Annotated in this window: 7 protein-coding genes; 3 read left to right on the top strand and 4 right to left on the bottom strand. The window is 41.7% G+C overall.

Features of this window, described 5'->3' with window-relative positions:
• Positions 1-103 precede the first annotated feature (103 nt).
• From AM279_RS06190 to AM279_RS06175, 4 genes are all read right to left on the bottom strand, one after another.
• Entirely contained in the window at positions 104-7,105 is a 7,002-nt protein-coding gene (locus AM279_RS06190; protein WP_054406876.1) for a YDG domain-containing protein, read from the bottom strand.
• A gap of 460 nt (positions 7,106-7,565) precedes the next feature.
• A complete protein-coding gene (gene xylA / locus AM279_RS06185; RefSeq protein WP_054406875.1) occupies positions 7,566-8,888 on the bottom strand; it encodes a xylose isomerase in 1,323 nt (440 codons plus the stop codon).
• 18 nt (positions 8,889-8,906) lie between these two features.
• Positions 8,907-10,439: a xylulokinase gene (locus tag AM279_RS06180; protein WP_316948649.1), complete on the bottom strand. Its 1,533-nt coding sequence runs from the start codon at positions 10,437-10,439 to the stop codon at positions 8,907-8,909.
• Between the two features lie 314 nt (positions 10,440-10,753).
• A complete protein-coding gene (locus AM279_RS06175) occupies positions 10,754-15,595 on the bottom strand; it encodes a RecQ family ATP-dependent DNA helicase (RefSeq protein WP_054406874.1) in 4,842 nt (1,613 codons plus the stop codon).
• 616 nt (positions 15,596-16,211) lie between these two features.
• Here AM279_RS06175 and AM279_RS06170 point away from each other — a divergent pair.
• The 3 genes from AM279_RS06170 to AM279_RS06160 all read left to right on the top strand — a co-directional run bounded on the left by AM279_RS06170 (position 16,212) and on the right by AM279_RS06160 (position 19,346).
• Positions 16,212-17,306: a sensor histidine kinase gene (locus AM279_RS06170; RefSeq protein ID WP_054406873.1), complete on the top strand. Its 1,095-nt coding sequence runs from the start codon at positions 16,212-16,214 to the stop codon at positions 17,304-17,306.
• A 3-nt stretch (positions 17,307-17,309) separates the two neighbouring features.
• The gene (locus AM279_RS06165; RefSeq protein ID WP_054406872.1) at positions 17,310-18,059 is read left to right on the top strand and encodes a LytR/AlgR family response regulator transcription factor; all 750 of its coding nucleotides are present in this window, start codon (positions 17,310-17,312) and stop codon (positions 18,057-18,059) included.
• Positions 18,060-18,212: 153 nt separating this feature from the next.
• Positions 18,213-19,346, top strand: a complete 1,134-nt coding sequence (locus AM279_RS06160) for an efflux RND transporter periplasmic adaptor subunit (RefSeq protein WP_054406871.1) — start codon at positions 18,213-18,215, stop codon at positions 19,344-19,346.
• Positions 19,347-19,356: the final 10 nt, after the last annotated feature.

Raw genomic sequence — 19,356 nt, 5'->3', positions numbered from 1 at the left:
TTGGGAATATAAAAGCAGCCTGAAAAGACTGCTTGCTTATAATAACAAATGCCCCACGCAGCGCGTGGGGCATTTTAGTTAACTTTTATTTTAGGGGCAAAAATTAGTATACTATCTTTTTAGAAACGGTACCGTTTACGGTTTGTATTTCTGCTATTATTACCTGTTGCGCCACAGCAAGGTTGCTTACCGATGTTTGGGTAGCATTGATGCCGTTTTGCTCATACAGCTTCCTGCCGCGGATGTCATACAGGGTAACGCCTGTCATTTCAACCGAACCTGAAGTAATGTTTATGGCCCCGTTTTGCTGGTACACCAGTACCATGTTGGCAAGTTCAGGCTGGTTAGTGCCCAGTTCACCATCGGTTTGGTACAGTACCTCAAACCTTGTATCAAAGCTGCCTGCACCGCTTATAAAGGTGTAAGCGCCATCCTGCAGGTTGTGTACCGTGCCCAGCAGGTTGTCTTTTACAAAGATGTCCTGCCCTTGTGCAAACTGGCCGTCTACGTGGTCAAGTGTCAGGGTGTATTCACCCGCCGTGGTAATGTTAAAGCCCATTGGCACCACATCGGTCACTTCAAATGCCGGCCTGGCCTGTATGGCAAGGTTGTCCTCAGCTTCTTTAGAGTATAAGGCTATAGGGCCATCTGAAATAGCGCGGGCATCATAACCATAATCAAGGCCTGTGGTAGCCTGTGGCATGTAGCTTACCAGCGACTGGCTGAATACATCGGCGCCGGTAAGGTTTATCCACCACCTTGATACGGCAGGGGCATCGTTATTGTTTTGTGTCCTGAAGAACGGCTGGCCTATTGCCGGAACACCACGCCTCATGCTGTTGGTAAAGTTTACTTTTGAAGTTGCGCTAATACCATCCTTAAGTTTTACAAGGAAGCCCTGTGCCGGAGAAATGATCCAGTTTTCATTAAAGTTGGTGCTTCCGGTTGTATTGCCTCCATAATAATAAGCACCACCGTTTTCAATATTACCACCTGCAGCACTGTTAGCGGTAAAGCCTGCCATAGAAAGGTGGGCGTAGCTGGTAGCAAGGGCGTTGTTTTTCTTCCTCCAGAAGTAAATACCTTCACCGGCTTCAAGCACGCCGCTGTTTTGGGTAAAGAAGTCTACCACGCTTATTGGCGATGCATACGGGTTGGCCACAGCTATGTAATGGTTTACAAGGTTGCCTGCCTCAGCACCCACGGTACCGTTGTTTAGCGTACCTGTAAACACGCCGTGGTCTACATAAGTAGCATCTCCGGTGTTGTAACCTGTAACGTCCGGCAGGTTATTAGGCATACGGATAAGGTAGCCTGTTGCCGGTGCAAAGTTAATGGCAGCAGGATCCGGTACGGCAAGGTAGTTTTCTTCGCCATTGGTGTTTAGCCCATAGGTATAGAAACGGTTAACGGCTGTATCATCGCTAAAGGCAAACAGGTTCTGGCCTGCAACAGGTGAGCCCCAAAGGGTGTAATCAAGCCTGTATAGCGGGTTGCTGTCGCGGTTTACTGTTACCTGGCCAGTGTTGCTTACCTCGTTTACCTGTACAAGGGCTGCATTGTTTGCAATTACAAACTTATCGGCTGCAGCCTGGTTTATTACTTTATTCTTAACGGTAATTGTTTTGCCAGTAGTAACTGTAATTACAGGGTTTTCTGAAGCAATTGTAAAGTCATTATTTACGATAAGGCCATCAGAAAGTACTTTTCCGCCTGTACCTGAAATTTTTACATTTTGGTAGTTGGCACCTGCAATGTTGCCTACTGTTACATCTGTACTATTATTAGTATACTCAACCGTGCTGTTTGGCTGGAAGTCTTTAGTAGTATAGTTGGCCGGGAACTGTGCAGAACCACCCACTACATTTACCGTAGCACCTGTAGCAATTGTAAAGGTTCCGCCCTGTGCACTGCGGTTAAGGTTAAGGCTGTTAAGGTTAAGGGTACCTGCGCTAACAGCTACATCGCCCGATGGTGTAATAGTACCGTTAAGCGTTACATTAGCATTGGTAGTAATATTACGTGCCTTTGTAATAGTAGCAGGGAATGGTGTAGTGGTTATACCGTTAAAGATATAGTTTGTAGCATCGTTAAAGGTTTTTGATGAAGATGTTACAGAACCGCCTATACCTGCTGTATTGGCTGTAGCTATAGTTGAATTTGTAGCTGATGTAAATGTACCCGAGCCTGAAAGTTTGTAAACATCGGTATCAAAAGTACCTCCGGTTTCAATGGTAAATGTATTGTTGGCCGCTGTCTGGAAATCATTATTGGCTAACTTTACATAAGCACCACTCTTAATATTAAATACCAGGTTAGTATTAGCTGTTGAGGCAATATCAATAGTCTGCGTAGTTACATCTGTCAATCCGTTTCCTGTGCCTGTAAAGTTGATAGTGTTATTTACCGAACCGGCTGACGAAAGTTGATTGGTAACGGCAGCTCCACTTGCAATAGTTAGGTCTCCTTTTAAGTTAATTACAGAAGTTACAGTAGCCGAATTGGTAGCTTGTGGAATAATATTACCCTCATTAACAATCAAATCTCCATCAATTTTGAATGTTAGGGAAGCATTTGCAGTTGAAGCTGTTGTACCCCTAAAGGTTCCGGTTCCATTTTTAATAACATTTCCATTAACCGTAAATGTTTTTGCGCCTCCCTGCGACTGTATGTTAATTGAGCCGGTTGAGGTAGGGTTAACTATAAAATTACCACCTATAGTAAAGTCTGAAGCATTAAGGCCGATGTTACGAATTGTAGCATTAGTTATTGTTAAGTTACCATGAGTTAACTTAATTGAACCACTTGTATTAGGGAAAGCATAAGTATAGTTTCCAGCCAGAGTGGTTGGTGCTATTACAAGGTTACCAAATTTTGCACCTGTAGCAGAGTTGTTTGTAATATCTGTAAGTGTAAATAATTCGTTGTCATTATTAGCAGCTAAGAACGTAAATGTTGAGTTTCCTGCAAATGACTCAATACCCCTCCATAAGAAGTTAGTCATATTTGAAGATGTAGCATTTACCACTACTTCAGCATTATCTTCAACTGTAAAAGTGGCAGAAGTGCTGCTTAAATTAAACAGAGAACTGTTAATGTTTAATTTACCACCGTCTTTTACTAAAAGCGAAGAGCTTATAGGGTAAGTACTTGTAACAGTTAATTCTCCACCAGATAGTATTGTAAGATTAGTGGCACCTGTTGTAGCACCTGTTACAGCACCTTTAATGAACACAGTTTGTGCGGCGCTTGGTGTACCATTAACACCTACTGCACTCCAGCCACCCTGACCAGGTGTAGTACCTGTACAAGGAGAGTTAACAACGGTATTACATTTACACCATGAGCTGGCATTTGTATAAGCTCCGCCTGTAGAAAGGAAAGAGTTGTAAGGGTATATTACGTTAGCCACCGTTACCTGTACCGTATTGTTAGCAGTACCGGTAGTGCTTGCAAGGTAGTTTGTACCTTCGGCCTGGCTGATGTTTAAGGTAGCAGTACCGGCTGCAAGACCTGTAAGAGTATTGCCTGATACTGTAAATATTGAGTTGTTAGAGCTACCGTATGTATAAGCTCCGTTAGATGGCGCGTTTACATTAGTTGAAGTAATAGTAAACGGTGTGTTTAAGCTTGTGGTTATGGCGTTTACCGTAAAGCCCGGGTGTGCTGCTTTGTTAATAGATGCAGTAACAGGGGTTTGTTCTGATGAAATGCTGTAATTAGCTGCGGTAGTACCGCCAAGTGTAAGGTTAACGGTTTTGTTAGTACCGGCATCGGCGTTTGTAAATGCACCGGTTACAGTAAGCACCTCGCTGTTTACGGTGTTGTTTACCGTGTAGCCCGGGGTAATGGTAGCAGTTACTGTACCGTCGTAGGTTTTATCCTGGGCAGTAGCCGTAATAGTTACCGGCCTTGCTGTAATGTTAGCCGAACTTACAGGTTGTGTAAGTGTATAGTTAGCATTGGCAGGTGTAATGGTAAAGCCTGTAATGGTAACGTTTATGTTATTGCCCACTGTTGTAGTTGCAAAAGTACCGGCTGGGGTTCCGCTAAGGGCAACCTCGCTGTTTACTACACCATTAAGTACATAAGTACCTGTTATGGCAGCTGTATTAGTAGCATCATACACTTTGTTTGAAGCGCTGGCTCCTGTTACAGTAAGTGCCTTTGGTGTAACGGTAAGGGTTTGCGTTTTTTCGGGTGCGGCATTCCAGTTGGTATCGCCGGCCTGGCTTGCAGTTATGGTAGTTGTACCTACGCCTACAATAGTTATGGTAGCGCCGTTTGTAGTGGCTACAGCTTGGTTAGAACTTGTATACGTAACACCAAGGTTTGATGTAGCAGTAAGTGAAGGCGTGTAGCTGCCTGTACCGTAAACTTTAGTATCAGTAGTGGCGAAAGAGCCTAACGTTTGTGATGCCTTGCTACGGGTGTATACAAGGGTTTTGGTATCTGAACCATAGTTGTTTGTAGCCGTTATAGAAATGTTATACGGGGTTTCTGAAGCGGCAAACGTTGCAGGGAATGATATAGTGCCCGATGAGGCGGTAAACGTAGCGCCCGCAGGTACGTTTGAAGCTGAGAAAGTAACAGGTGCTGTACCTGTAGATGTAATGGTATAGGTATCTGCCGTGTTATATACAGAGCTGTCAGTAGTAGCGCTGGTTATAACCGGTATAATTATGCCTGTACCGCCCGCGGCCAATGCTTTTTCTGTTGCGCCGGCTGCGTTTAGGGTAACGGCTTCGGTGTGCGGGCCTGTTGCAGCAGGGCTGTACTTAACATATACAGTTTGTGTAGTTCCGGTAGCAGGGTTGGCAAAAGCAACCGAGTTACTAAACGTGGTGTTATCTAAACTTACCTGGAAAGGTGCAACGGTTGCGGCGGTAATGTTACCGCTTATGCCTGTACCGGCACTAACGGTAAAGCTTTGCACGCTGCTGCTGCCCACGTTTACATAGCCATAGTCAAGAAAATCAGGGGTAAGGGTGCCAATGGCTATTATGCCTGTACCACCTGCGGCAATGGTTTTTTCTGTTGCGCCGGTTGCGTTTACTATAACGGCTTCAGTATGAGGGCCGCTTGTAACCGGGCTGTATTTTACATATACGGTTTGTGTTACACCGGTGGCAGGGTTAGCAAATGCTACCGAGCTGCTAAACGTAACACCATCTAAACTTACTTGGAAAGGTGCAATGGTAGAGGCGGTAATGTTGCCGCTTATACCTGTGCCGTGGCCTACTGTAAATGTTTGTGTGCTTGTGCTGCCTACGGCAACGTTGCCATAATCAAGCATATCTGTAGAAACAGTACCAATGGCTGCCGAAGCTATACCTGTACCACCCACAATTACGTTTTGAGTTGTTGCGCCTGTTGTGCTTACTGCAACGCCTTCGGTGTGAGGGCCTTCAGTAAGGGGGCTGTATTTTACATATACCGTTTGTGTTGCGCCGGTAGCAGGGTTGGCAAAGCTTACTGAGTTGCTGAATGTAGTATTATCTAAACTTACCTGAAAAGGGGCTATAGTTGCTGCGGTTATGTTGCCAGTAATGCCGGTTCCGTGGCCTACGGTAAAGCTTAATGTGCTGTTTGTGTCGATGTTTACGTTTCCGTAATCAAGATGGTCCGGAGCAATGGTGCCAATAGTTGTTACACCTGTACCGCCTGCTGCCAGTTGCTTGGGCGTTGCGCCTGTAGATGTAAGCGTAACGGCTTCGGTATGGGGGCCGCTTGCAGTAGGGCTGTACCTAACATAAAGGGTTTGTGTGGTTCCGGTGGCAGGGTTGGCAAAACTTACCGAGTTGCCAAAGGTGCTGCCGTCTAAGCTTATCTGGAAAGGTGCTGTGGTTGTAGCCGTAATGTTACCGGTAATGCCGGTACCATGGCCCACAGTAAAGGTTTGTGTGCTTGTGGTGCCTACTGCTACGTTGCCATAATCAAGCATATCTGTAGAAAGGGTACCAATTGATGATATACCCGTACCGCCTACAATTACGGTTTTAGATACACTGCCCACACTAACAGTAACACCATCAGTATGCTGGCCTGCTGCTGCCGGGCTGTATTTTACGTATATAGTCCTTGGCGAGCCGCTGGCAGGGTTTGCAAAGCTTACCGAGCTGCTGAATGTTGTATTATCTAAACTTACCTGGAAAGGCGCTGTAGTTGCGGCTGTAATGTTGCCGGTTATGCCTGTGCCCTGTGCCACGGTAAATGTTTTAGTATCGGTACTGCCTACGGCAATATTGCCATAGTCAAGATGGTCTGGTGTAACAGTGCCAATGGCTACTGAAGGTAAAACACTTGAATATTCTATATCATCAATATATGTGAGTGCAGTGGCAGTAGAACTCTCGTTAAAAAATATAAAAGAATCAATCACAGCATTATTTACTAAAGCAGCTTTTGCTACATCATCTCCTACCAAAACGCCATTTATCCAAAAATCCCATTTGTTTTGTGCTATTGAATAAGTAGAGCCATTTCTTGTGTAAGTTTTGGCAGTCGTACTATTGGTATTATTAAAATATATTTCAATATCAGCTTTTACGTCTTTTTGTATTAAACCTGTGGTACTTGTTAATGTTGATTGTACCCAGGTTGATGCAGTGCTGCCTGTTTGTACCTGTGTGGTAATATTGTTTGAACCCCATGTCCATTTAACCGCTCCGAAAGTTACACCTGCTGCTGTATTATCGTAAGAGTTGTTGTCACTGTAAAATGAGCCGTTACCAAATGCAAAAACTGTATTACCTGAAGTTGCATTAGCTAAAACGACAGAGAATTTTATATATCCCTGGCTGTCACCGGCATAGTCATATATACTAACTTTTGATAATGAGGCTGAAGTTGTAGGCCTTATCCTTAGTTCCGCACCAGTTCCTAATGAGGATAATCCGGGATTATCAAGATAGATAGCAGATCCACCTGCAGCAGTACTGTTTCTAACCCTTGCTGTACCACCATCAGTAGATGGGGCAGGGAGGAAAGTGGTGTTTGCTGTACTTGCTGTTGTCCAGCTTGAACTTGGAGCGGTTCCAAAATCATAAGTCCAGGTTTGCCCCCAGCTCAGCTGAGCTGAAAAAACAAACAGAAATAAGGTCAAAAATCTGTTGATCCTGCCTTGTGTTAAGGGAGTGTTAACTAAACAGCTCCGAGATGTTAAAATTTGTAAAATTTTTCTCATAAAACAGCATTAAATCGTAGTTAGTCGTATTTTTTGGGACTTTATCGGGCAAATGTAGAATTATTCTGTTATAAAAATATATTATTTGAGTTATGTGTGTGATTTTTTACATTTTCTTAACATTAGGTGTAAAACGTTGATTTTAAAATAAAAAACCCTCTGCAATTTGTTAAAACTGCAAAGGGAGGGCCATTAAAACCACACCTTACTATAATCAAAATGGCCGTTTTTTTGTTTTTGGCAAGGCTGTAATTGTCATTTTCAGTCAGGTATACATACGAAGCTGTATTTGTTTTGGATTTATTTAGAAACGGGCATAAAAAAACCGGCTTAAAGCATTTGCTTTAAGCCGGTTACGTTTTGTAAGAAAATATTTATCTTAGTAAGCGTTGGCAATAATTTGCTCAAACAGCTCCTGCTTGCCGCTGTATGGCGTTGGTTCGCCTGATTTGCGTGCAATTTCGTTAAGGTTTTCAATAGTTAGCTGGCCTTTTTCAAACGCAGCACCGTTTCCACCATCAAAAGAGGCATAACGCTCTGTGCGCAGGCTGGTGTACTTAGTGTTTGTAAGAATATGCTCAGCAGCTATAAGTCCGCGTGCAAATACGTCCATACCGCTTATGTGTGCTACAAACTTATCTTCAATATCTATTGAGTTGCGGCGCACTTTAGCATCAAAGTTTACACCACCGCCCTGCAGGCCACCCGCCTGAAGGAATACAAGCATGGCCTGTGTAACTTCATAAATATCGATAGGGAACTGGTCTGTATCCCATCCGTTCTGGTAGTCGCCACGGTTAGCGTCTACACTGCCCAGCATGCCGGCATTGGCAGCCACCTGAAGCTCGTGCTCAAAGGTATGGCTGGCAAGGGTAGCGTGGTTTACTTCTATGTTTAGTTTAAAGTCGTCTTTAAGGCCATACTGGTTAAGGAAGCCTACACAGGTAGCAGCATCAAAATCATACTGGTGCTTCATTGGCTCCATAGGCTTAGGCTCAATAAAGAACGTACCTTTAAAGCCTTCTTTGCGTGCATAATCGCGGCACATGGCAAGGAACATGGCAAGGTGCTCCTGCTCGCGCTTCATATCTGTATTCAGCAGGCTCATGTAGCCTTCGCGGCCACCCCAGAAAACATAACCATCGCCGTTAAGGGCAATAGTAGCATCCATGGCAATTTTAGCCTGCGCGCCTGCATAAGCCACAACATCAAAGTTAGGGTTTGTGCTGGCACCGTTCATGTAGCGCTTGTTGCTAAACAGGTTGCTGGTACCCCAAAGTAGCTTAATACCGGTTTCTTTCTGCTTTTCTTTAGCATACTCTACCATAGCCTGCACACGCTCTTCAAACTCGGCAAGGGTTGGCGCTTCGTCTACCAAATCCACATCGTGGAAACAGTAGTATGGTATGCCCAGTTTTTCCATAAACTCAAAACCGGCGTCCATTTTGTCTTTAGCGCGGGCAACGGCGTTTTCTTTGCTGTCCCACGCATGGGTTTCGGTACCCGGGCCAAAAGGGTCGCTACCGGTGTTGCATAGTGTGTGCCACCATGCCATGGCAAACTTAAAGTGCTCTTTAAGGGTTTTACCGGCTACAACGCGGTTTTCGTCATACCATTTAAAGGCAAGCGGGTTATCGCTTTCACGGCCCTCAAATTTTATCTTGTCTACACTCTTAAAGTAAGCTTGTTTTGTAGTGCTCATAGTAGAATAGTATTTTGGTTACAGATTATTTTTCCAGTTTTGATAAATTTCGGCATACAGCTTAGTAAGCTCCGGGGTAGGGGTTATGGTTTGCAGGCGCTCCAGGTTGGCAAAGGCTTCCTGTGCCGTTTTAAAGTAGCCAAAACCATAGGCCGCACCACGTGCAGCGCCCTCTGCACCACCGGTGTTGTACAGCTCCAGGGTGGTTTGGGTGGTGTTTACAAATATTTCGCGGAACACCGGGCTCAAAAACAGGTTGGCATTACCGGCCTTAACCAGTGTGCCGCCTGCATTGATATCTTTCATAATGTCAAACCCGTAGTTCATAGCAAACACAATGCCCTCGCAGGCAGCGCGTACCAGCTCTGGCGACTGGTGAATGTTGAAGTTTAGGTTTTGTATGCCGCTAAAGGCAGGCTTGTTGCCAAAGATGCGCTCTACACCATTGCCAAACGGATAGAAACGCAGGCCTTTGCTGCCGGGTTCGGCTTTTGCGGCCTCGGCGTTAAGCAACTCATAAGATATGGGCGCGCTACTACCCAGTGAAAGGGTTTTGCGCAGCCACTGGTACAGTATGCCACTACCGTTTATACACAACAATACGCCGTTGCTGTGCTGCTCCGGGGTGTTGTTAACGTGCAGGAAGGTGTTTACACGGTTATCGGCATCAAAAGCGTTAGCCTGCGTAACCGAATAAATTACGGCTGATGTACCTGCCGTGGTGGCTATTTCGCCCGGGTTTAGCACGCTAAGCGAAAGGGCGTTATTGGGCTGGTCTCCGGCGCGGTAGGTAACCTCTGTACCTTCGGCAAGGCCAAGCTCGGCCGCAATAGCAGTGCTGATAACCGCCTGGTGGCCAAAGGTGGGTACTACTTCCGGAATAAAATCATGGGTAATTTGCATAGCATCAAGTACCTCGGTAGCAGGGCGGGCCTCTTTAAAGTTCCACAATGCCGCCTCAGAAAGCCCCGATGCAGTGGTTTGCGCCCTGCCGGTAAGCATGGCGGCTATATAATCGCCGGGCAGCATCATGTAGCGTGCTCGGGCATAGGTATCGGGTTCGTTATCTTTAACCCACTTTAGCTTGGCTGCGGTAAAGTTGCCCGGGCTGCCCAAAAGGGTTTGCTGGCACGCTTCGGTACCCATTTGCTGGTAAATGGCATCGCCGGTTTCGGCAGCGCGGCTGTCGCACCATATAATAGAGGGGCGCACAGGGTTAAGGTTTTCATCAGTCAGTACCAGGCCGTGCATTTGGTAGGCTATGCCAATACCTTTTATAGCTTTGACATCAACCCCCTTTGCAGGAAGTGCCTTAATACCATCTTTAATATATTCCCACCATTTTTCAGGTTCCTGTTCTGCCCAGCCGAAATACGGGGCATTAATAGCCATTTCGTTCTCCGGAACGGTAAGCGAGCACGCAATTTGGCCGGTAACGGCATTAAAAACAGATAGTTTTATAGATGAACTGCCTAAATCGATACCAAGGAATAACATATAAGCCTGAAAATTAGAGTAATGGTGTTTATTTATAGTAAAATTTCCTGCCAAAGCTATTATTTTAAATTCAATAAACCTAATCTTATGGTCAGAATTACCATAATTAATAGTCTAATGAACCATAAGAGTATTTTTGGCGAAAATTTTCGTGAAATTCACCTGATGGTTTTGGTTGAAACCGGATGGAATTTTTGATTGGGGAAGAGGCGAGCCGTTTTTAATATTTCACACCGCAAATCCAAAGTCCGAAAGTGAAATATTAAGCACTTTTTGACCCGAAATTTCAGAATTTTCGTGCCTTAAAAAAACCTGCCGGAATTTTACGGCAGGTTTTTTTGTAGGTTTTATTTGAGTAAAAAAACGGTTTAATTTACGGCTTTTTCGAAGTAGAGTTCAGGCAGTATTATTCTTATTTCCTGGGCAGAACCTTCTTTAAGCCAATACAATATGAAATTAACCCTCACACTTTTTAATTCGTAATGTTTTGATTTCATTTCTTCAATCTTTTCAAGAAAACTCTTTGAGAACTTCAATACGGACTGCCCGTTAGCATTAAGGCATTCATCTGCGTTAATACGCAGGTTATCACCACTTAACAACTGTGAAATTAGATGCTGCTTGTTGTTAAAATAGTCCAGCCACACGTCTTTTAGCGTTGTGTGTACCGCAATTTTATCAGGTGCAGGGTAATGCTCTAAGTTGTCAATACGCTCAAGATTTTCGGCACTTAAATGATTAAGATAGTTTCCATTTAAGTGTATATTTAAATTGACCTTAGCCCGGGTAATTGCCACATATAATTGCCGTTTGGTTTCATCTGAAGCCGGGTTAATGTTCTCAAGCAAAAGAAACACGTTATCAAACTCTTTCCCTTTTGCTTTGTGAATGGTAGATACAAAAATAGTGTCGCCATTGTGGTTGTAGAAATCCTCCAGTTTAGACTCCCGTATTAAAACTTCTAAATCTGATTTATACTTTTTATACGGATTTGTTGCTTCAAAATCCTTAATGATATTCAGGCAAATTTCCAATTTATTGCTGTTGCGAAATACAGTATTCAGCTCCCGTTTAGCATTATCCCAAACCTCATCGGTTATGGTATAAACATCAGCACCCACATCTATTTTATTCAATAAAAACCGGACTTCAACAAGATTGTACAAATTAAAGCTGTCATTAGATTGTATCAGTTTTGCCTGAATTCCGTTCTTTAAAAGTAGCCCTGTAACTTTTATGGCTTCTTCGTTAGTTTTTGTAATTATACAGGTAGTCCCGGAAAGGTATGAAGTAGCTATATTGGTTACAAGCGGGGTTATAAGATTATTACTTTGATACCTAACAACCTTTATTTTTCCATTATCAGATTGATTAGCAACAATTGGTGTTTCTTTTAGGCGGTGCTGAATTTGCTGCACAAATTGATTTGAGAATGCTACCAGATTGCTTTTACTACGATAATTTTCAACTAATTCATGCTTCACCGCCTTATTTTCATATATAAACTGCTCAAGATATTTAGCGCTCGCACCCCTGAACTCGTAGATATTCTGGTCGTCATCACCTACTGCAATAACCCTCATTTCTTCATTTTGTTCCATCAATGCTGTTATTAAAGCGAACTCTTCTGCATTCATATCCTGGGCCTCATCAATCACTAAAACAGTCTTAGTAATTTTACTTGCTTCAACATCACCATTCTTAATCCTCTCAACCGTGGTATTTAAAATATTAGCCGATTTTTCTAAAGTGCCTACTTTACCCAGCAAATCGAAACAATAGGAATGGAAGGTTTTAATTTCAATAAAGTTGGCCGCATTACCAATCAGCTTTAAAAGGCGTTTTTTAAATTCAGTAGCTGCCGCCCTGGAGAATGTAAGCATCAATAACTGCTCGTGCTTTACATCTTCCATCAGTAGTAAGGAAGCCAGCTTGTGAACTAATACTTTTGTTTTTCCACTGCCCGGACCGGCAGCCACAACTATATGTGGTGTTTCCTTATCGTTAATGATTTTCAATTGGGTAGGGGAGAGTTCACCAAAAAGTTGCCTGAATTTTGCAGGCGTTATGTTCCGCTTTATCTCATTTTGCCTGCTGCCCCTGAAATACTTGTTTAAGAAAGAACTGTAATTCAATTGGAAATAATCTTCCACAAACTGAAGCGCATTCCTGTAATCGGTAATCATTCGTTGGGCATATTCGCCCACAATATGTATTTGCTGCACCTTGCTTTCATAAAACTGGTTAAGTTTTTGATAATCGTCTTTAGTATAGCGTTTTTTATTGTCCTGTTCAGTTCGCTCAATAGTTAAGCGGTTATACACCACAAGAAAGCCTCCTTCTATCTTTATCGCCTCAATCCGAGACAGGTAGAACAAAGTATCCTCAACATCATCAATGTTTATTTCTTTTTTAAAAAGGCTAAAGCTATTATCATAGGCAGCCTTTACTTCATGTACTGAAAACTCCACCAAAACCTCATCTTTTCCTCCCTGGTTTTTGGAAGTTTCGTTAAGGGTTTTGTCGTAAAAGAACTCAACAATAAATGTTGCAAGCTCGTGGCGTTTTTCCAGTTTTTCTTTTAGTTGTGCTTTGTTTTGAAGGCAGAGTAATGCAATATGGTTTTTAGAAAATTCTAAGTTTTTTCTTTTAATCCAGTTTTTAATAGACCAAAAGTTAAGTATGGTTTTAATCCTGTTGACATTTACGCCATCACAACCATGTTTCTCAGCCGCCTCATTTAATTCTTTAAGATGAAAATTACTTTCGTCTTCTTTAAAAACCGGTAGTAGAAAGTTTTCAATTTTGCTGTAGGCTTCTACAATGGCAAGAGAACGGTTTTTATTATCTGTTTTCTTTATAAACGCAGTCAAATCCTTTGCATCTGCCAGAATGTTTTCTTCGCGCAACAGGTTTACAACATTAATAACTTCTCCTGTTACAATCCCCAAATGTTCACTAATATAGTCTACCCTTGATTCGGCAACGTCAGTGCTATTCTCTTTTCTGCTTTTACTGGAGAACAACTTCTTTATAATACGTACACCTTGTTCTTTCTGCTTTTCTTCAAATTTTTCAGAAGCATTTATTTTATCAATGGCTTCCTGCGCATTTTTAGATAAAATACTGTTGGCAAATACCCTCGGCATATTTTGCCCGCGTTTTAAGTATCCGGCATCTTCAAGGGCAGCTATAGCTGTAGTAACACGTGTTTCTATTTCAACCACATTATCATCCCAACCGGCCTTACGGGCAATCTCCAAGGCAGAATTAGATACTTTTGACCGGAATCTTGTAATATCCTTTATAGCCTTCCAAACCTGTTGTATTTCTTTTATAGAAAGTTTTGTTTGGTTCAGCAGAATAAAGTGCTTACTAAGGTCTTCTTCATTAAATAACACAAAACAATCAGCCGAAATATTTTCATCCCTGCCTGCGCGCCCTGCTTCCTGTACATAGTTTTCAAGTGAATCAGAGATTTCATAATGAATGACCAGCCCCACATCTTTCTTGTCTACGCCCATACCAAATGCAGAAGTAGCAACCATAATTTGCGTTTCGCCATTTAAAAAGGCATCCTGGTTCTCAGTCTTTTCCTGTTTATCCATTTTGCCGTGGTAGGGCCTTGCACTAAAGCCATCTTTTACTAACTGTTCCGCAAGCAAATAGGCTTTTCGGGTTCGGGATACATATATTATGGTGGGGCAGTTTTTCACCTCAATTAAATCCCGGACGGTTATATATTTGTCATCATTTTGCTTTTCAAAAACCTCATACTTAAGATTGGTTCTTGATGCTTTAGACGTAAACACTTCAAGATCAAGCGACAATTTTTCACTGAAGTAATAACAGATATCCTCAATTACCTTTTGTTTGGCCGTAGCAGTAAAGCACGACACAGGTATACCGTCTTCAAGGTTTTTCTTTTCCTGAATAAGTTTTATAAAATCGCCAATGTACAGATAGTCAACCCTAAAATCCTGTCCCCATGATGAAAAACAATGCGCCTCATCAATTACAAAACGGGCAACCTTACGGCCAAGGATAAGCTTTTCGATAGACTTTGAGCGTAGCGATTCCGGAGAAATATACAGGATAGAAGCAGAACCGTCTTCTATCCGTTCAAAAGATTTGGCTCTTTCAATAGGGTCTAATAACCCGTTAATAGTAACCGCCTCGGTTATTCCGTTCTTTTCGAGGTTATCCACCTGGTCTTTCATCAATGACTGAAGCGGAGAAATAACAACGGTTAGCCCTTTAGAATTTTCGGCGCTCATAAGTGCCGGTACCTGAAAAGTAATTGACTTTCCTCCTCCTGTAGGGAAAACAGCCAACACAGACTTGCAGTTTACTGCAGCCTTAACAGCCTTCTCCTGGAGCGGTTGTCCACCGTAAGTGCGGTATGAATTAAAGCCAAAGAATTTTTTTAGCCCTTTATATATGTCCAGAGCGCTATTGCAATAAGTGCAACCGGTTACACAAGGCTTGCTCCGTAGTAATAACATTATGCGCTCTACTTCGGGATAATTTTTTAGCACCCAGGCAGGCGTAATGGAATGAACCTTTTTATGGGTTATAAATGAGTTGATTAATGACAGGCAGTACGCTAATTCTATAGGATGTTCAGATATAATTTTAGGTAAGTCTGCCTGGCTACAAATAGTATCGCCAAACTTTAACCTGATTAATGATTCGGCATCATAGCTTGCATTCCTGTAATTTACAAACCTGAAAAAAGCCCCAAACTCTTTTGTATGAACTAAAAGCAGGTAAAAAATTTCTTTTAGCTTTTCATCTGTTTGATAAAAAGCTGCAACCTCATCATTAAATAAATCCCTTGCTTTTATAGAATCGTTTAAAGGGTTGTTGGTATCTTCGGTCTGTAGTTTATCATCTTTTAACAGCGCATGATACGGCTTTGTTGGAAACAATAGTGGAGACAGGTATAAAGTATCGATAATGTTTGAAGGATCAATGCCGGCATCATAAACAGCGTTCCCTACATATTTAATATCATGATTTAAAATGTTGTGACCGCACACATATTCACTGCCTCTCAGAAATTGGGTAAAATCTCCTAATGAGGGTTTATGAAAATGATTCCCGTCAGCCTTAATTGCACCTATGTCGAGGATTTTACCTTTATTTGATTCAATTTCAGTGTCTATAAATGTAATTGAACGGGTATTGTTTTGACCATTTATTAGCATTAAACTCAAGAAGATTATGGTTTGGTTTTACTATCAGGCCATAAATATTTAACAGCGAGGATGATAGGGTGCTAATTTAGGGTTTAATTTCTAAATTTGAAATATCTGTTAAAACAAGCTTCAAGAATTGGTACTCTCGAATAATTCAATTGTATTATTTAAGAATATTTTTGGAAGATCAAAATACAAGACAAAGAGGGCAAGTTATTTACAATCTCAAAAAGCATTGGAGAGAAAAAAACACCAGATTGCTAATAGGGTTTCGAATGACTGTTTAACTTCGGTTAAATACCTAAGTAGCATTTTTAGGCTGTTTATTTCAAACAGTTTAAAAATTCCTCTTGAAAAATCGAGCCATTTTAAGAATGATGCAGCTAAGTTAACTGTTCAATAATATAATATCTCTGCCAATCGGTAAACTTCGAAATATTTAGATAGACAGTTTACATTTTTATCAAAACTATCCAGGCAATATTTTGTACGCTTTAGTAAAGGATATTTACACTTTAGTTCATTAAACCATTAGCCAAAATTTTATTTTTTTTTAATTTGTAGATAATTAATCTTGGTAAGATTCAATTTTTCATTTTAAAATATTGTTGCTATAAATAATCTTATGATTGACGATGTAAATAAATATGTAGTAAAAAAATGGAGGCGTGTACTTTTTACACTATTGTCTCTGTTGCTGTATTATTTTATTTCGTTTTTGTTACATCCCACTTCACGTTATTGGCAGGTATTTTTTACACAGTCTATCCCCGAAATGCTTTTTGATATAAGCCTTACCCTTTTATTTTGCATTACAATATCGTGGTTTAGTATTATGATTAACACCAGGCTTAACAAACTGTTGCCATGGACCGAGAAAACATTTAAAAGGGCAATTGCGCAAAGCCTGTTGCAAATTACAGGAGTACTTGTTGTAATTTTTTTTCAGGTTATGATTGGTTCGCTTTTTTATGATACTGATTGCGAATCAGACCCGCTATGTAATTTTCAGGATGTGTGGAGCTGGATAACGGGCAGTATAGTTATAGGCCTTGTAATAAGCAGTATTAATACAGGTAGTTATGTTATTGAGAGCTGGAAAAAAGCTGCGTTTGAGGCCGCTGAAGAAAAGTTGAAGGCCGCCGATATGAAACGGGCGATTACCGAAGCAGAACTCAATGCCCTGAAATTGCAGATAGACCCGCATTTTGTATTCAATAATCTTAGTGTCCTGTCTGAACTGATACTGAAGGACCAGCAGCTGGGGTATGAGTTTTCAGAGAATTTTTCCAAGGTGTACCGCTACCTGCTTGTAAACTCTAAAAAAGACCTCACTGTACTTTCTGAAGAACTTAAATTTGTACAGGCATATATTTTCCTGCTGCAAAACAGGATAGGAGAGGGGGTATCATTTACGGTTGACATAAAAAATAATGCCCTGCTGCACAGCCTGCCACCACTTACCCTGCAACTACTTATAGAAAACGCCCTTAAACACAACCAGACTACCAAGGCTAACCCGCTTAAAATAAACGTGTATAGTAAAAGCGCAACCGAACTGGTTGTAGAAAATACCACAATACCCATACACGGCGATGTAAATTCATCGGGCACCGGTTTAAAGAATATTATAGGGCGGTATACGCTTTTAGGGCTACAGCCCCCACTTATTGTAAAAACAGATAAGATGTTTAAGGTAGTAATCACCCTAAAGCCATAAACAATGAATATTGTAATAATAGAAGACGAAAAACCGAATGCCGACAGGCTTACAAGGCTTATTATGGCTTTAAAACCCGATGCTGTTATTGTTGAGGTGTTAGAGAGTATTGCCGATAGTGTTGCCTGGCTTTCGGCTAACCCTATGCCCGGGCTGGTAATGATGGATGTAAGGCTTAGCGATGGCCTTAGTTTTGAGATATTTTCGAAAGTAAAAATTACCTGCCCCATAATTTTTACCACAGCCTATGATGAATATGCCGTAAGGGCCTTTAAGTTTAACAGTATAGATTACCTTCTTAAACCCATAGAACAGGATGAACTTGCAATATCCTTTTCTAAACTGAATAATACTGTAGAAGGTGACTTAAGTAAAAAACTTGAAAGCCTTTTGAGCTTTGTGTCTACAAAAGATTACCGTAGCCGTTTTTTACTGCCTTACAGAGATGGGTTTAAAACACTTTTAGTTTCTGATGTTAAGTACTTTTATTTAGAGCATAAAATTACACGTGCAAAGCTGCACAACGGTACAGAAGAGGTAATAGCCTTAAATATGGATGAGCTTGAGAGCCAGCTCGACCCAAAGTTATTTTTCAGGGCAAACCGCCAGTATATTATTCACATAGATGCCATAGACCAGATTTATAATCATTTTAACTCTAAACTGGTAGTGCTTATAAAAAACAACCCCGGCCTTGAAATTATAGTAAGCCGGGAAAAGGCCGCCCTCTTAAAATCATGGATTGATTATTAGTCGCCGGGTTTTAAAATTAAGGTTATGACTATTTTTTGAGTTTGCCAATTTTACGTTTCAAATACCAAAAAATACACTTCGGTTAAATATCTTTCCAACCTGCTTTTTTACACTGTTATTTTGCTGTATAAAACTATTAATCAGTAAATAACAATGAAATTTTCCCTAAGCTATTGCACTTTTAAAGCAGCATTGTTTTTGTTGGCAGCAGCCTCATTTGTCTCTTGCGGGCAAAGTGGTGGCGATGCCGCGCAGCAAATGCCAAAGCCTGAAGTAGACTTTTTAACCGTACAATCGGGTACCGGTGAGGTTGATAAAAAATATCCGGGCATTATAGAAGGCAGCGTTAATGTAGATATAAAAGCGCAGGTATCGGGCTATCTTGAAGCCATTTATATAAAAGAGGGCGATTATGTACAAAAAGGCCAGTCGCTGTTTAAAATTAAAGGCGATGTATATGAAGAGCAGGTGCACAACAGTGAGGCTGCCTACAAAAATGCCGAGGCTAACCTTGCCAATGCCCGCCTTGAGGTAGAAAAAATAAAGCCGCTTGTAGAAGGTAAGGTTTTTTCGCCCATGCAGCTAAAAACGGCCGAAGCGAACCTTGAGGCTGCAAAAGCACAACTTGCTCAGGCAAAAGCTTCTTTGGGTTCATCGCGCCTTAATGCCGATTTCTCACTTATTAAAGCCCCGGTAAGTGGCTACATAAGCCGAATCCCTAACCGGATAGGCAACCTGGTAACACCTACTGATGCCGCACCGCTTACAACACTATCGGATATTAACACTGTATTTGTCTACTTCTCATTAAGTGAAGCTGATTACCTGGCCTATCAAAAAGATACAGCCCAGAACAAAGGTGTAGAGCTTATCCTTGCCGATGGTAGCATTTATGAACATAAAGGTACGGTAGAGGTAGCCAGTGGTAATATAGACCGTACTACCGGAAGTATTTCTTTAAAGGCCATTTTCCCGAACCCTAAAAAATACCTGCGTTCGGGTGGTTCGGCAAGGGTAATACTTAACGGAAGCCTTTCATCTGTAGTAAGTATACCTATGGCCAGCGTAAAAGACATACAGGACAAGTTTTTTGTGTTTACCCTAAATGGCGGTAAAGTAGCCATGACACCTATAGAAATTGCCGGTAGCGCAGATAACAATTATTTTGTAGGCAAAGGCCTCAAATCAGGCGATAAAGTGGCGCTTAATAATATAGATGCCCTTGCCGATGGTATGGAGGTTACTGCAAAAGAAGGCGCGGCCCAGGCACCTGTAGCCAAAAAATAATCCCACAAGA

Origin of the sequence: Flavobacterium akiainvivens, from assembly GCF_001278115.1 — a bacterium.
Taxonomy (GTDB): domain Bacteria; phylum Bacteroidota; class Bacteroidia; order Flavobacteriales; family Flavobacteriaceae; genus Flavobacterium; species Flavobacterium akiainvivens.
This window is presented reverse-complemented; position numbering and strand designations above follow the sequence as displayed.

Coding starts and splice junctions, on each gene's coding strand:
- AM279_RS06170 (WP_054406873.1), top strand. CDS start 16,212: ATGATTGACGATGTAAATAAATATGTAGTAAAAAAATGGAGGCGTGTA.
- AM279_RS06175 (WP_054406874.1), bottom strand. CDS start 15,595: ATGCTAATAAATGGTCAAAACAATACCCGTTCAATTACATTTATAGAC.
- xylA (WP_054406875.1), bottom strand. CDS start 8,888: ATGAGCACTACAAAACAAGCTTACTTTAAGAGTGTAGACAAGATAAAA.
- AM279_RS06160 (WP_054406871.1), top strand. CDS start 18,213: ATGAAATTTTCCCTAAGCTATTGCACTTTTAAAGCAGCATTGTTTTTG.
- AM279_RS06165 (WP_054406872.1), top strand. CDS start 17,310: ATGAATATTGTAATAATAGAAGACGAAAAACCGAATGCCGACAGGCTT.